We start from the raw sequence: 13812 nt of genomic DNA on the forward strand, positions 1-13812 counted from the left end.
CTTCGGGCGCAAGGACGCTGCAGAACCTGCGGCCCTCGCCCGAAGAGTCCGCAGGTCGGACAATGGATTGGACAAGGCGGGCCAGGACATACGCATCATGGAGCGGCAAACGGACCGCACAGACGCACAGACGTACAGAACAGAGGAGTCCTCGTGAAGGTCGGAATCGTCGGCGCCACCGGTCAGGTCGGCACTGTCATGCTCAGGATCCTGGCCGAGCGCACCTTCCCGGTCGACGAGCTGCGGCTGTTCGCCTCCGCCCGGTCCGCGGGCTCCACGATCGACTTCCAGGGCTCCGGCGTCACCGTCGAGGACGCCTCCACGGCCGACTACACCGGCCTGGACATCGTGCTGTTCTCCGCCGGCGGCGCGACCTCGAAGGCGCTGGCCGAGAAGGTCGCCGCCCAGGGCGCCGTGGTGATCGACAACTCCTCCGCCTGGCGCAAGGACCCCGAGGTCCCGCTCGTCGTCTCCGAGGTCAACCCGCACGCGGCCCGGGTCCGCCCCAAGGGGATCATCGCCAACCCGAACTGCACGACGATGGCCGCGATGCCCGTGCTGCGTCCGCTGCACGACGAGGCGGGCCTCGAAGCGCTGACCGTCGCCACCTACCAGGCCGTGTCCGGCTCCGGGGTCGCCGGGGTCGCCGAGCTGCACGGCCAGGCCGCCAAGGTCGTCGCGGAGGCCGAGAAGCTGGCCCACGACGGCGAGGCGGTGGACTTCCCCGAGCCGACCGTCTACAAGCGTCCGATCGCCTTCAACGTGCTGCCGCTGGCGGGCTCGATCGTGGACGACGGTTCGTTCGAGACGGACGAGGAGCAGAAGCTCCGCAACGAGTCCCGCAAGATCCTGGAGATCCCGGAGCTCAAGGTCTCCGGCACCTGCGTCCGGGTCCCGGTCTTCTCCGGCCACTCGCTGCAGATCAACGCCCGCTTCGCCCGCCCGATCGGCGTCGAGCGCGCCTACGAGCTGCTGAAGGACGCCGAGGGCGTCGAGCTCTCGGAGATCCCCACCCCGCTCCAGGCGGCCGGCAAGGACGCCTCCTTCGTGGGCCGCATCCGGGTCGACGAGACGGTGGACAACGGCCTCGCCCTGTTCGTCTCCAACGACAACCTCCGCAAGGGCGCGGCGCTGAACGCCGTGCAGATCGCGGAGCTGGTGGCGGCCGAGCTCAAGGGCTGACGCACAGCCGTACGCGTACGGAAGGGGCGGCCACCGCGCGGTGGCCGCCCCTTCCGTCGTGTGCCGGCGGGCTCTCAGCCCCGCCGCACCTCGAAGTGGAAGCACCCGTACTCCACGGCCCGTACGTGCACCAGCACCACCTCCGGGTCCGCGAACGCCTCGTCGAGAGCCGCGTCGAAGCCCTTCTCCGGCTCGGCCGGGATCTCCAGCAGCCGACCGCCCGCGATGTGCCCCCGGGCGTCGTAGCGGCGCACCGCGCGCAGTGCGCCGGGGCGGGCGAAGGGATAGCCGGCCCGCTCCGGGTCCGGGTCCGGGCCCGCGCACGCCTCGGCGTGGATGAAGACGGGCCCCTGCTCGTCGTACGCCCCCGGACGGGCCCCGGTCGCGGCGGCCCAGCGGCGCAGCGGGGCGTAGGAGACGAGGGCGATGCGCTCTCCGGGCCCGCTGCCGCGCAGACAGCAGCGCAGGGGTTCGCCGCCCTCGGTCGCGGTGTACGGGCGGCAGGGCCGGCCCGCGTCGTCGGTGGCGCGGAGTGCGGCGAGAGCGGCGGGGTCGATAGGGCGTGGCTGGTGTCCGGTCATGGTTCGAGCGTGTCCCCCGGAGCCGCCCGCGTCCGGCGGGAAACGGACATCGCGCTGGGAGCACGGTACGTGGAAGGATGGCCGGAAACGCCGCTTATCAAGTCGCACACCTAGGAGATGACCGCGTGCCTGGCACGAATCTGACCCGCGAAGAGGCACAGGAGCGGGCGCGCCTGCTGACCGTGGACGCGTACGAGATCGATCTCGACCTCTCCGGAGCGCAGGAGGGCGGCACCTACCGGTCCGTGACCACCGTGCGCTTCGACTGCGCGGAGGCGGGTGCGGAGTCCTTCATCGACCTGGTCGCCCCGGCCGTCCACGACGTGGTGCTGAACGGCAAGGACCTGGACGTGGCCGCCGTGTTCCGCGACGCGCGGATCGCCCTGCCGCATCTGCGCGAGGGCGCCAACGAGCTGAAGGTCGTCGCCGACTGCTCGTACACCAACACCGGTGAGGGCCTGCACCGGTTCGTCGACCCGGTCGACGAACAGGCCTATCTGTACACGCAGTTCGAGGTCCCGGACGCCCGCCGGGTGTTCGCCTCGTTCGAGCAGCCGGACCTCAAGGCGACCTTCGCGTTCACCGTGAAGGCCCCCTCCGGGTGGACGGTCATCTCGAACTCGCCGACTCCGGAGCCGAAGGACGACGTCTGGTCCTTCGAGCCGACGCCGCGCATCTCCACGTACATCACGGCCCTCATCGTGGGCCCGTACCACTCGGTGCACAGCAGCTACGAGAAGGACGGCCAGTCCGTCCCGCTCGGCATCTACTGCCGCCCCTCGCTGGCGGAGTACCTGGACGCGGACGACATCTTCGCCGTCACCCGGCAGGGCTTCGCGTGGTTCCAGGAGAAGTTCGACTACGCGTACCCGTTCGCCAAGTACGACCAGCTCTTCGTCCCGGAGTTCAACGCGGGCGCGATGGAGAACGCGGGCGCGGTCACCATCCGCGACCAGTACGTCTTCCGCTCCAAGGTGACGGACGCGGCGTACGAGGTGCGGGCCGAGACCATCCTGCACGAGCTGGCCCACATGTGGTTCGGCGACCTCGTCACGATGGAGTGGTGGAACGACCTCTGGCTGAACGAGTCGTTCGCCACCTACACCTCGATCGCCTGCCAGGCGGACGCCGAGGGCTCGAAGTGGCCGCACTCCTGGACCACGTTCGCCAACTCCATGAAGACCTGGGCGTACCGGCAGGACCAGTTGCCCTCCACGCACCCGATCATGGCGGACATCAGCGACCTGGACGACGTCCTCGTCAACTTCGACGGGATCACGTACGCCAAGGGCGCCTCCGTGCTCAAGCAGCTCGTGGCGTACGTCGGCAAGGACGCGTTCTTCCAGGGCGTGCAGGCGTACTTCAAGGCGCACGCCTTCGGCAACACCCGCCTCTCCGACCTGCTGGGCGCGCTGGAGAAGACCTCCGGCCGCGACCTGAAGACCTGGTCGAAGGCGTGGCTGGAGACGGCCGGCATCAACATCCTGCGCCCGGAGATCGAGACCGACGAGAACGGTCACGTCACCTCCTTCACCGTGCTCCAGGAGGCCCCCGCGCTGCCCGTCGGCGCGAAGGGCGAGCCGACGCTGCGCCCGCACCGGATCGCCATCGGCGCCTACGACCTCGACGCGGACGGCAAGCTCGTGCGCACCGACCGGATCGAGCTGGACGTCGACGGCGAGCGCACCGACGTACCCGCCCTGGTGGGCAGGGCCCGCCCGGCGGTCGTCCTGCTCAACGACGACGACCTCTCCTACGCCAAGGTCCGCCTGGACGCCGAGTCGCTGCGGGTCGTCACCGAGCACCTCGGCGACTTCACCGAGTCGCTGCCGCGCGCCCTGAGCTGGGCCTCGGCCTGGGACATGACGCGCGACGGCGAGCTGGCGACCCGCGACTACCTCTCCCTGGTGCTCTCCGGCATCGGCAAGGAGTCCGACATCGGCGTCGTCCAGTCGCTGCACCGTCAGGTGAAGCTGGCGCTGGACCTGTACGCCGCGCCGGAGACCCGTGAGGGCGCGCTCAACCAGTGGACCGACGCGACGCTGGCGCACCTGCGCGCGTCGGAGCCGGGCAGCGACCACCAGCTGGCGTGGGCCCGCGCCTTCGCGGCCACGGCCCGCAACCCGCAGCAGCTGGACCTGCTCCAGTCGCTGCTGGACGGCACGGAGACGATCGAGGGCCTGGCCGTCGACACCGAGCTGCGGTGGGCGTTCGTGCAGCGGCTGGCAGCTTCCGGGCTGCTGGACGAGGAGGAGATCGCCGCCGAGTACGAGCGCGACAGGACGGCGGCGGGCGAGCGCCACGCGGCCTCCGCTCGGGCGGCCCAGCCGTCCGAGGAGGCCAAGGCGGCGGCGTGGGCCTCGGTCGTGGACTCCGGCGAGCTGCCGAACTCGCTCCAGGAGGCGGTCATCAGCGGCTTCGTCCAGACGGACCAGCGCGAGCTGCTGGCCCCCTACACGGAGAAGTACTTCGCCTCGGTGAAGGACGTCTCGGACGCGCGCAGCCACGAGATGGCCCAGCAGATCATCGTGGGCCTCTACCCGGCCCTCCAGGTCTCGCAGGAGACGCTGGACGCCACGGACGCCTGGCTGGACTCGGCCGAGCCGAGCGCGGCGCTGCGCCGGCTGATGTCGGAGTCGCGGTCCGGTGTGGAGCGCGCCCTGAAGGCGCAGGCGGCGGACTCGGCGGCGGCCACCGCGTAACCCTTCCCGCGTACGGCCCGAAGGGGCGTCCTCTCCGCTGCGGCGGCGGGGGCGCCCCTTCGCGGTCCCGCCCCGTATCGCCCGCGCGCGTTCGGCGGCCGTCCGCGCGCGGTGAGGTCTCCCGTGGCCTACGGTCCGAAGGGTCGTCGCAGGAAAGTCGGTCGCAGGCCACGGGAGGGTTCCTATGCCCGGCTCCGCCGCCGTGCCGGTCGCGCTGGCCCTGTGCGCGGGCCTGCTGACGGGCCCCGCCGCCCCGGTGGCGGACCGCCCGGACTGCCGGACGGGTCCGGCGGACTGCTACGGCCTCTACACGTACGGGTACAGCCTCGGGCTGCATCCGTTCACCGGGGCGGACGAGGTCCGGGCCCAGCTGACGGATCACTTCTGGCTGTTCCCGGTCAGCGGCGGCTGTGCGGGGCGGATCCGGGCGGGGGCGCGCTGCGAGCTACTGGGCGGCAATCCGGTCGAGGTGGAGTACATCGGGAGCGACTTCTTCCAGATCAACACGTTGCCGGGACACCAGCTGGGCCGGGGCATGCACATCCGCTTCGCGTTCTCGCGGACCCTCGGCTTCCACTCGCTCACGGTCCGGGCCTGGCAGGACCGGCCCACCGACTGCACGGGCGAGGCCCTCTGCAACACGGTCAACCGGGTGTTCGCCTGGGGGACCTGGCGGGTGCTGGCGACGACGCTGCGCTTCTCCGCGTACGCCGCCTGAGCGGCCGGGCCGGGTTGGGAACCGCCCGGCGGGCGGGCGCCGGAGCGCAGCCGTCCGCCGGGCGGTAGCAGGGGGTGGCCTCTTACGGGGTCACGCGCCGGACTCCTCGTAGCGGCGGCTCAGCTCGGCCGTGCCGGACTCCGTGAAGCTGCCGTGCAGCCGCATCCGGGCCACGCCGCCGTCGGGGAAGGCGTCGAGGCGGACGTGGGTGACGACGGCCTGGGCGCGCAGCACGAAGCGGTGCAGGGTGTCGGGCTGGAGGCGGGTGCGCGGGATGATCTCGAACCACTCGCCGGTGTCGCCGTTGCAGCCCTGGAGGGCGATCCAGCCGGCGGAGTTGCCCTTGAGGTAGGCCGTGTCGATCTCGATCGCGCGGACCGCGCCCTGGGCGGGCAGGCGGAAGCGGACCCAGTCGTTGGTGTCGCGGACCCGGCGGCGGCGGTTCTCCCAGCCGTCGTCCATCTTGCGGGAGGTGCCCGGCAGGATGATCTGGGTGGGCGAGGAGTAGAAGCGGTCGGATGCGTCCTCGTAGCGACCGCCGTTGAGGACCGAGATCAGGTCGACGGTGCCGAGCGCGGCGAGCCAGGCCGGGTCCGGGACGACCTCGCCGTGCACGCGGAGGCGGGCGATACCGCCGTCGGGGTGCTGGCAGAGCCGCAGGTGGGTGTAGCGGCGGCCGCCGGTGATCTCGAAGGCGTTGGCGGCGTGGCCGCGTACGGCGGTGGGCGGGAGGATCTCCTGCCACTTCACGTCGTCGGCGAGCAGCTGCTCGGGGCTCGGGGCGCCTTCGACGGAGGTGGCCTGCACCGACACGCGCTGCGGGTAGTTGCCGCGGAAGTGGGCGGTGTCCACGATCAGGCCGCGCACGATGCCGGGGGCGCCGAGGCGGACGATCGCCCAGTCGTGGTCCTCGGGGGCCGGGAAGGGGGTCGCGGCGTCCGCGCCGCGGCGGCGGCGGGTCTCCCAGCCGTCCATGATCTTGCCCTTGTGCCCGAAGTGCTCGGGGTCGAAGACGGCGCGCTCGCGGATCAGGAGGTTCTCGCGCTCGGCGAAGAACTCGTCGTTGGCGGCGATCACGCCCGCGCCGAGCCGGCGGTCGGCGAGGTCGACCAGCTCGGTGAAGGGGAGGTCGCCGGCTTCGCGGTAGTCGGCGTACGGGTCGCCGCCGCCGTAGGGCGCGGCGTCATTGGCGTGGGGGTCGGTGTCGGTGTCCTGGAATGTGGTCTCGCTCGCGTCGAAGGTCATGGCTCCTACCTTCGCGCCACCGAACCCATCAGGTCCATCGAAAGTTTTCGCAGATATCGTTCAGCTCAGCTGAACGATCGGGCGACGCTGGTGAGAGCCGCGAGGACCCGGGCCACCGCGGGGCCGCTCGCCGCCCCGTGCCGGACCGCCGCCACCACATGGCGGCGCGGCCGGTCCGCCTCCAGCACCCGCATCACCACGCCCTCACGGCGCTCCCGGGCGGCCATCCGGGGCACCAGCGCGACGCCCATGCCCGCCTCGACCAGGGCCAGGATCGCGGTCCAGCCGGCGGCGCTGTGGGCCTGCTCGGGGACGAAGCCCGCCGCCTCGCAGGCGGCGGTGGTGATCTCGGACCAGGGCCCCGAGCCGCCGAAGATCCAGCGGTCGGCGGCCAGGTCCGCGAGGCGCAGGGCGGGCGCGCCGGCCAGCGGATGGTCCGCCGGGAGCGCCACGTCCAGGGGGTCGGCGAACAGCGGGAAGAGGCTGAAGCGGGGGTCGCGGGCGGTGGGCGCGTGGGCGGCCAGCGACAGGGCCAGGTCCACCTCGCCCGCGGTGAGCAGCTCGTACGCCTGGGCGGCCTCGGCCTCCCGTACGCGGACGTCGGGTCCCGGACGGTCCTCGGCGCGCAGCAGCCGGACGGCGGGCACGACGAGGGCGGGCACGGCGGTGGAGAAGGCTCCGACCCTGACCTCGCCTGCCTCGCCGCGCAGATAGCCGGTCAGTTCGGCCTCCGCCCGCTCCAACTGGGCGAAGACCGCCTCGGCGTGGCGCAGGACGAGATGGGCGGCGTCGGTGAGGCGGACCCGGCGGCCCTGGGCCTCCAGGAGGTCCACCCCCAGCTGCCGGGCCAGGTTGGTGAGCTGCTGGGAGACCGCGGAGGGGGTCATCAGGAGCGCCTCGGCGGTCGCCGTCACGGTGCCCCGGTCGCGCAGGGTGCGCAGGATGCGGAGCTTCTTGACGTCCCACTCGGTCATGGGCGCAACCTACCGCCCCGGCCCTCGCGGCGGCGGGCCCGTCCGGGGCCGGACGCACGGATGCGCCGCGCGGTAGCTCCTACCGGCGGCGCACCCTTCGTACGTGTGCGGGTCAGACCTGCTTCTTGGACTTGTCCAGGACCATGACCAGGACCGTGATCACCACGAACAGGGCGATGGGCGCGACGACATAGAGACCGATGGTCTCGATCGCGCTCAGGCGCGGAGCCGGGTCGTCACCGTCGTCGGGCGTCAGCGCGAGCGCCGGGGCCGACATGAGCAGCATCATCAGCGTCGTCCCGGCCGCAACGACGCCGGCGCGCATAGCGTTCTTCTTGTCCACGGTGCCAACGTAGCGAACGCCTAGGGACGACGCTCGCCCGGGGGTGCCGTACGGGGCTTCCGGGACCGCAGGACGTCCATCAGCGCCTGGAGCCGGGGGGAGGCGGTGATCTCCTCCAGGGTGACCGGGTGACCCTCGGCGTCGGCGATCGGGAGGCGCCAGTTGGGGTACTGGTCCCAGGTGCCGGGGAGGTTCTGCGGGCGGCGGTCGCCGACGGTGTCGGGGAGCCAGACACCGGTCATCCGGGCGGGGGTGCGGAGCAGGAAGCGGTGGACGGCCCGGACGGCGGCCTCCTCGTCGCCGTCGCCCTCGGGGAGCATCCGCAGCCGGGCGAGCAGGGCGAGCCACTCGGCGGTGTCGGTGGCGTCCTCGGTCAGCTCCTCCTCCAGGGAGCGGGTGAGCAGGCCGAGCCGGTGGCGCAGCGTCACATGGTCGCCGGTCAGCCGGGCGGCGGTGGAGGGCAGATCGTGGGTGGTGGCGGTGGCCAGGCAGTCCCGCCGCCACTTCTCCGGGGCGAGCGGCCGGCCGTCGCCGTCCCAGTCGCGCTCGAACCAGAGCACCGAGGTGCCGAGCACACCGCGCCGGGCGAGCGCCTCGCGGACCCCGGGCTCGACGGTGCCGAGGTCCTCGCCGACGACGACGGTCCGGGCCCGGTGGGCCTCCAGGACGAGGACGGCGAGCATCGCCTCGGCGTCCTGGGCGACGTAGGCGCCGTCGGTGGGCGGGCGGCCCTCGGGCACCCACCAGAGCCGGAAGAGGCCCATGACGTGGTCGATGCGCAGGGCCCCGGCATGGGACAGCAGGCCGCGCAGGAGGCCTCGGTAGGCGGCGAAACCGGTGGCGGCTAGGACGTCGGGGCGCCAGGGCGGCAGGCCCCAGTCCTGACCGCGCGCGTTGAAGGCGTCGGGGGGCGCGCCGACCGACATGCCGTGGGCGAAGGCCTCCTGCTGGGCCCAGGTGTCGGCGCCGGCCGGGTGCACGCCGACGGCGAGGTCGTGGACGATCCCGACGGTCATCCCGGCGTCCTCGGCGGTCCGCTGGGCGGCGGCGAGCTGGGCGGCGGTCAGCCAGGCGAGGCGGCAGTGGAAGTCCACCCGGTCCAGCAGTTCGGAACGGGCGCGGGCGGTCCCCGGGGAGCGGGGGTCGCGCAGGGCCTCGGGCCAGGCGTGCCAGTCGGGGCCGTGGACCTCGGCGAGCGCGCACCACAGGGCGTGGTCCTCCAGCGCCTGGCCCTGCTCGGCCAGGAAGTCGCAGTAGGCGGCGCGGCGGCCGGGGCTGAGGGGCACCTCGACGACCAGCTCCAGGGCCTGGCGCTTCAGCTCCCACACGGCGTCCCGGTCGATGAGCGCGCCCTTGTTCAGCACGGCCTCGCTCAGCGCGGCGGCGCCCTGCCGGAGGTCCTCCAGGGTGGCCCGGTCGCGGACGTGGCCGTATTCGGGGATCGACTCGACGTGCAGGTGCACCGGGTCGGGGAAGCGGCGCGATGAGGGGCGGTACGGCGACGGGTCGGTGGGGCTTCCCGGCACGGCCGCGTGCAGCGGGTTGACCTGGATGAACCCGGAGCCGAGGGTGCGCCCGGCCCAGCCGGCGAGGTCGGCCAGGTCACCGAGGTCGCCCATGCCCCAGGAGCGGGCGGAGAGCAGGGAGTAGAGCTGCACCAGGAAGCCGTGGGACCGCTCGGGCGGCTGCGGGACCCGGGCCGGGGCGGCGACGAGGGTGGCGGTGGTGCGGCGGTGGTCCGGCGTCCGGACATGGATGCGGTGGACGCCGTAGGGGGGCGGGGTCCACCAGCCGGGGAGGGCCGCCGGGCCGTCCGGATCCGCACCAGCGGGCCGCGAGGACGGCACGGGACCCGGGGCGGCGTTGCCCGGGGGCGGGACGGAAGCCGGGGCCGCGTCACCCGGGGGCGGCACGGAAGCCGGGGCGGTGGCGTCCGAAGGCGGCACCGCAGGCGCGGCGGCGGCGTCACCCGGGGGCGGCGCGGAATCCGGGGCGGCGTCACCCGGGGACGGCACAAGGCCCGGGGGCGGCACCGGCCGGGCAGGGGCCGCCGCCCGTGCCCGCATGCTCAGCGGGGTGGGCGGGCGGCCCGAGGGGTGTCCCGGGGCCTGGGACGGCTCCGGCTCGACCGTGACGGTCGAGCCGGGGGGCAGCCCGGCCAGGGCGGGCGGCAGGGGCTCGCCGGCCCAGACCACCACGGTCGGCGGCAGCAGGCGCGAGCGGGACTCCGCGGCGGCGAGGCACTTCCGTACGTCCGCCGGAGTGCCGGCGTCGACGCCCAGCGCGGCGAGCACGGCGATGACCGTGTCGTCGGGGACGGACACCGTGACATCCGGCGACGGGGAGTAGGAGGTGGCGACACCGTGCAGTGCGGCGAGCCGGGACAAGCCCATTCAGACTCCTGGGAACTCCATGCCCCCTGCGGTGCCGGGTGCGGTCGGCTCGCTGGTCAGAGGGGCGACGGCGGCGAGCGGAGGCTCGCTCGTGAGAGGGGTGGCATCGGCGAGCGGCGGCTCGCTGGTCAGCGGCGCGGAATCGGCGAACGAGGATTCACCGAGCGGGAAGACATCGGCGAGCGGCGGCCCGCTGATCAGGTGGACGACATCGGCAAGGGGAAGCTCACTGGTCAGCGGCCCGGAATCGGCCTGGGCGGGTACCTGTTTGGAGAGGGCGGAGAGCAGAAGCTGCGCGGCGGCGGGCATGGTGGCCTCCTGGCCATGGAGAACAGGACACAGCAGACCTACCCAGGCCTCGCGAAGGCAGGCGTGGACGTGATGCAGGCGTTATGACAACGAGCCCAACGTGCCCTGGGTCACATTCCGTTCCCCCATACGGCAGGTAGGGGTCCCTTTCAGCCACTCCCGGCCGTCACGCCAGCCCCACGGGGCTCGAAGGTGCCGCCATTCCCGGCAATCAGGGCAGAACGGCCGTGCGCATTGACACCCTCGCGCGCGGGTGGTGGGCTCGGACCTCGCCGGGTATCGCCCGCCCGCGGGCCGACCGCGGCCGACGCGGCAGCCGGTACGGGCAGTGGGTACGTACGAAGGGGAGTGCGACGTGCGGATCGGGCGCAGAAAGCAGGCGACGGCCGTCGCCGTCGCCGTGATCGGCGGACTCCTCGGATCCGTCTCCGTCGCTCCGGCCGCGACGGCCGCGCCCGCCGATCCCGGCCGGCCCGCCGCCGATGCCGCCGACAGCACGCGGCCGCCGTCCGTGTGGCCCCGGCCGCAGAGCATGAAGGCCACCGGTCCGGCCGTGCCGCTGGGCTCCGAGGCCACGCTCGTCGCCGCACCGGACGCCGACCCCTACGCCGTCGAGCAGGCGCGCTCGCTGCTGCGCGGAGCGGGCGTCGGGACCCTGCACGAGAGCCTGCCGGGCCGCGGGCCCGTGGTCCGCCTCGGCGGCACGGGAGCCGGCGAGGCGCTGCGGGCGCTGCGCGCTCCCGACCGGGCCGATCTGCCCTCGGGCGGCTACCGGATCGCGGTCGGCCAGGTCGCCGGACGCGCCACCGTCGCACTGGACGGGCTCGGCGGGGACGGCCTCTTCCACGCCGTCCAGACCCTGCGCCAACTGGTCGCCGACGGCTCGGTGGCCGGGGTGACCGTACGGGACTGGCCGGGAACCGCCGTACGCGGCATGGCCGAGGGCTTCTACGGACAGCCGTGGACCCGCGAGGAGCGGCTCGACCAGATCGCCTTCATGGGCCGCACCAAGCAGAACCGCTATCTCTACGCGGCGGGCGACGACCCCTACCGGCTGGCGCGCTGGCGCGAGCCGTATCCGGCCGACAAGCGCGCCGACTTCCGGGCGCTGGCGGAGCGGGCGCGCGCCGAGCACGTCACGCTGGGCTGGGCCGTCTCGCCGGGTCAGGCGATGTGCATGGCCTCCGACCAGGACGTCCGGGCGCTGACGAAGAAGGCCGACGCCATGTGGGCGCTGGGCGTCCGGGTCTTCCAGCTCCAGTTCCAGGACGTCAGCTACAGCGAGTGGCACTGCGATCTGGACGCGGAGACCTTCGGCAACGGTCCGAAGGCGGCCGCCCGCGCCCAGGCCCGGGTCGCGGGCGCACTCGCCCGGCACCTGGAGGAGCGCCACCCGGACGCGGCCCCGCTGTCCGTGCTGCCGACGGAGTTCTACCAGGACGGGTCCACCGACTACCGCACCGCGCTGGCGGCCGAGCTGGACGGCCGGGTGCAGGTGGCCTGGACCGGTGTCGGGGTGGTGCCGAAGAAGATCACCGGCGGCGAACTGGCCGGGGCGCGCGCCGCGTTCCGCCACCCGCTGGTGACGATGGACAACTATCCGGTCAACGACTACGCCCAGGACCGGATCTTCCTCGGTCCGTACACCGGCCGGGACCCGGCGGTGGCGAGCGGTTCGGCGGCGCTGCTGGCCAATGCGATGGAGCAGTCGTCCGCCTCCCGGATCCCGCTGTTCACCGCCGCCGACTTCGCGTGGAACCCGAAGGGGTACCGCCCGGACGAGTCCTGGCGGGCGGCGATCGAGGATCTGGCGGGCGGGGACGCGGGCGCCCGGGACGCGCTGCTCGCGCTGGCCGGCAACAGCGCGGGCTCGGTGCTCGGCGCGGAGGAGTCCGCCTATCTCCAGCCCCTGTTCGAGGCGTTCTGGAACTCCCGCGCGGACGCCTCCCGGCGCGACCGGGCGGCGGGCGAGCTGCGCTCGGCGTTCTCGGTGATGCGGCAGGCCCCCGAGCGGCTGAAGACCCCCGCGGAGGGCCGGCTGACCGCCGAGGTGCGCCCCTGGACCGAGCAGTTGGCCCGCTACGGCCGAGCCGGTGAGCTCGCGGTGGACCTGCTCCAGGCCCAGGCCGCCGGGGACGGCTCCGCCGCCTGGCGCGCCCAGCTGGCCCTGGAGCCGCTGCGCGAGGAGATCAGGGCGAGCCGGGCCACGGTCGGCAAGGGGGTGCTGGACCCGTTCCTGGACCGGGCGGCGAAGGCGTCCGCCGGGTGGAACGGCACCGACCGCGCCTCGGGGCGGGTCACGCAGGACGCCCACAGCTATACGGTCCGGCTGGACGGGGCCCGCCCGGTGGAGGCCGTCACGGCGCTCGCCGAGCCGGGCTCCGAGCTCGCCGGCGCGGTCGTGGAGGCCCATGTGCCCGGTGAGGGCTGGCGGGCTCTGGGGCAGCTGTCGCCGAGCGGCTGGACCCAGACCGCCGCGAAGGGGCTGCGGGCGGACGCCGTACGGGTCACCGTGCCGGAGGCCGCCCGGACCGCCCCGCCCTCGTATCTGAGCCCCACCCTGCCGCCCTCCCCCGCCATCGTGGCGGGGGCTCCCCGGATGCGGGCCCTGGTGCCGTGGTTCGGGGACGAGCCCGCCGCCACGCTCGACCTGACGCGCGGCGAGACGGACGCGGAGATCGGCGGCGAGCCCCAGCGGGTCGCGGCGCGGCTGGCCGGGCGGCGTCCGGTCGAGGTGAAGGGCAGGCTCACCGCGAAGGCGCCCGAGGGCATCGAGGTGCGGGTCCCGAAGCAGACGACCGTGCCGCGCGGATCGCGGACAGAGGTGCCCGTGGACATCACCGTGCCGGCGGACACCCCGGCGGGCGAGTACGAGGTGCCGCTGACCTTCGGCGGCCAGGAGTCCACGCTGACCGTGCGGGCCTTCCCGCGTACGGGGGGCCCGGATCTGGCGCGTACGGCGAAGGCCTCGTCGTCGGGCGACGAGACCGCGGACTTCCCCGCCTCGGCGGCCTCGGACGGCGATCCGGAGACCCGGTGGTCCTCACCGGTGGAGGACGGGGCCTGGTGGCAGACCGAGCTGCCGCAGCCGGTGCGCCTGGGCCAGGTGGTGCTGAGCTGGCAGGACGCGTACGCCTCGCGCTACCGCATACAGGTCTCGGCCGACGGCCGTGTCTGGCGCACCGCCGCGACCGTGGCGGAGAGCCGGGGCGGGCGCGAGTCGGTCCGGATGGACGCGAAGGACACCCGGTTCATCCGGGTGCAGGGGGACGGCCGGGCGACGCAGTACGGCTACTCGCTGTGGTCGGTGGAGGCGTACGCGGTCGCGGACGACTGACCCGTACGAGCAGGGTCCCGGGGACGAC

The 13812-nt window shown here is 73.8% G+C and carries 10 protein-coding genes; 4 read left to right on the forward strand and 6 right to left on the reverse strand.

Features of this window, described 5'->3' with window-relative positions; genetic code table 11:
• Positions 1-153 precede the first annotated feature (153 nt).
• Positions 154-1182, forward strand: coding sequence for an aspartate-semialdehyde dehydrogenase (locus tag ACH4UK_RS04965; protein ID WP_398354558.1), 1029 nt, complete (start codon positions 154-156; stop codon positions 1180-1182).
• 74 nt (positions 1183-1256) lie between these two features.
• Here the strand turns inward: ACH4UK_RS04965 and ACH4UK_RS04970 are convergent, their stop codons facing one another.
• Positions 1257-1763: a DUF1203 domain-containing protein gene (locus ACH4UK_RS04970; RefSeq protein ID WP_398354559.1), complete on the reverse strand. Its 507-nt coding sequence runs from the start codon at positions 1761-1763 to the stop codon at positions 1257-1259.
• A 125-nt stretch (positions 1764-1888) separates the two neighbouring features.
• Here ACH4UK_RS04970 and pepN point away from each other — a divergent pair, with 125 nt between their 5' ends.
• Positions 1889-4465, forward strand: a complete 2577-nt coding sequence (pepN, locus tag ACH4UK_RS04975) for an aminopeptidase N (protein ID WP_398354560.1) — start codon at positions 1889-1891, stop codon at positions 4463-4465.
• Between the two features lie 184 nt (positions 4466-4649).
• Positions 4650-5183, forward strand: coding sequence for a hypothetical protein (locus ACH4UK_RS04980; RefSeq protein WP_398354561.1), 534 nt, complete (start codon positions 4650-4652; stop codon positions 5181-5183).
• A gap of 90 nt (positions 5184-5273) precedes the next feature.
• Here ACH4UK_RS04980 and alc read toward each other — a convergent pair whose 3' ends face one another.
• The 5 genes from alc to ACH4UK_RS05005 form a co-directional block, all read right to left on the reverse strand.
• Positions 5274-6428 carry an allantoicase gene (gene alc, locus ACH4UK_RS04985; RefSeq protein ID WP_398354562.1) on the reverse strand — a complete coding sequence of 385 codons (1155 nt, stop codon included), beginning with the start codon at positions 6426-6428 and terminating at the stop codon, positions 5274-5276.
• Positions 6429-6493: 65 nt separating this feature from the next.
• Complete coding sequence (locus ACH4UK_RS04990; RefSeq protein ID WP_398354563.1) at positions 6494-7402, reverse strand: LysR family transcriptional regulator; 909 nt, start codon at positions 7400-7402, stop codon at positions 6494-6496.
• A 112-nt stretch (positions 7403-7514) separates the two neighbouring features.
• Positions 7515-7727, reverse strand: coding sequence for a hypothetical protein (locus ACH4UK_RS04995; protein WP_075266432.1), 213 nt, complete (start codon positions 7725-7727; stop codon positions 7515-7517).
• A 38-nt stretch (positions 7728-7765) separates the two neighbouring features.
• Entirely contained in the window at positions 7766-10138 is a 2373-nt protein-coding gene (gene malQ / locus ACH4UK_RS05000; protein ID WP_398354564.1) for a 4-alpha-glucanotransferase, read from the reverse strand.
• Complete coding sequence (locus tag ACH4UK_RS05005; protein ID WP_398354565.1) at positions 10139-10447, reverse strand: hypothetical protein; 309 nt, start codon at positions 10445-10447, stop codon at positions 10139-10141.
• Positions 10448-10802: 355 nt separating this feature from the next.
• On the opposite strand from ACH4UK_RS05005, the gene ACH4UK_RS05010 reads away from it, so the two are divergent.
• The gene (locus ACH4UK_RS05010; RefSeq protein ID WP_398354566.1) at positions 10803-13784 is read left to right on the forward strand and encodes a beta-N-acetylglucosaminidase domain-containing protein; all 2982 of its coding nucleotides are present in this window, start codon (positions 10803-10805) and stop codon (positions 13782-13784) included.
• Positions 13785-13812 lie beyond the last annotated feature (28 nt).

This window comes from Streptomyces sp. NPDC020884 (assembly GCF_044333935.1).
Taxonomy (GTDB): Bacteria; Actinomycetota; Actinomycetes; order Streptomycetales; family Streptomycetaceae; genus Streptomyces.

Excerpts from the sequence above, each read along its gene's own strand:
- ACH4UK_RS04970 (WP_398354559.1), bottom strand. The coding sequence starts at position 1,763 with ATGACCGGACACCAGCCACGCCCTATCGACCCCGCCGCTCTCGCCGCA.
- malQ (WP_398354564.1), bottom strand. The coding sequence starts at position 10,138 with ATGGGCTTGTCCCGGCTCGCCGCACTGCACGGTGTCGCCACCTCCTAC.
- ACH4UK_RS05005 (WP_398354565.1), bottom strand. The coding sequence starts at position 10,447 with ATGCCCGCCGCCGCGCAGCTTCTGCTCTCCGCCCTCTCCAAACAGGTA.
- alc (WP_398354562.1), bottom strand. The coding sequence starts at position 6,428 with ATGACCTTCGACGCGAGCGAGACCACATTCCAGGACACCGACACCGAC.
- ACH4UK_RS04995 (WP_075266432.1), bottom strand. The coding sequence starts at position 7,727 with ATGCGCGCCGGCGTCGTTGCGGCCGGGACGACGCTGATGATGCTGCTC.
- ACH4UK_RS04990 (WP_398354563.1), bottom strand. The coding sequence starts at position 7,402 with ATGACCGAGTGGGACGTCAAGAAGCTCCGCATCCTGCGCACCCTGCGC.
- ACH4UK_RS04980 (WP_398354561.1), top strand. The coding sequence starts at position 4,650 with ATGCCCGGCTCCGCCGCCGTGCCGGTCGCGCTGGCCCTGTGCGCGGGC.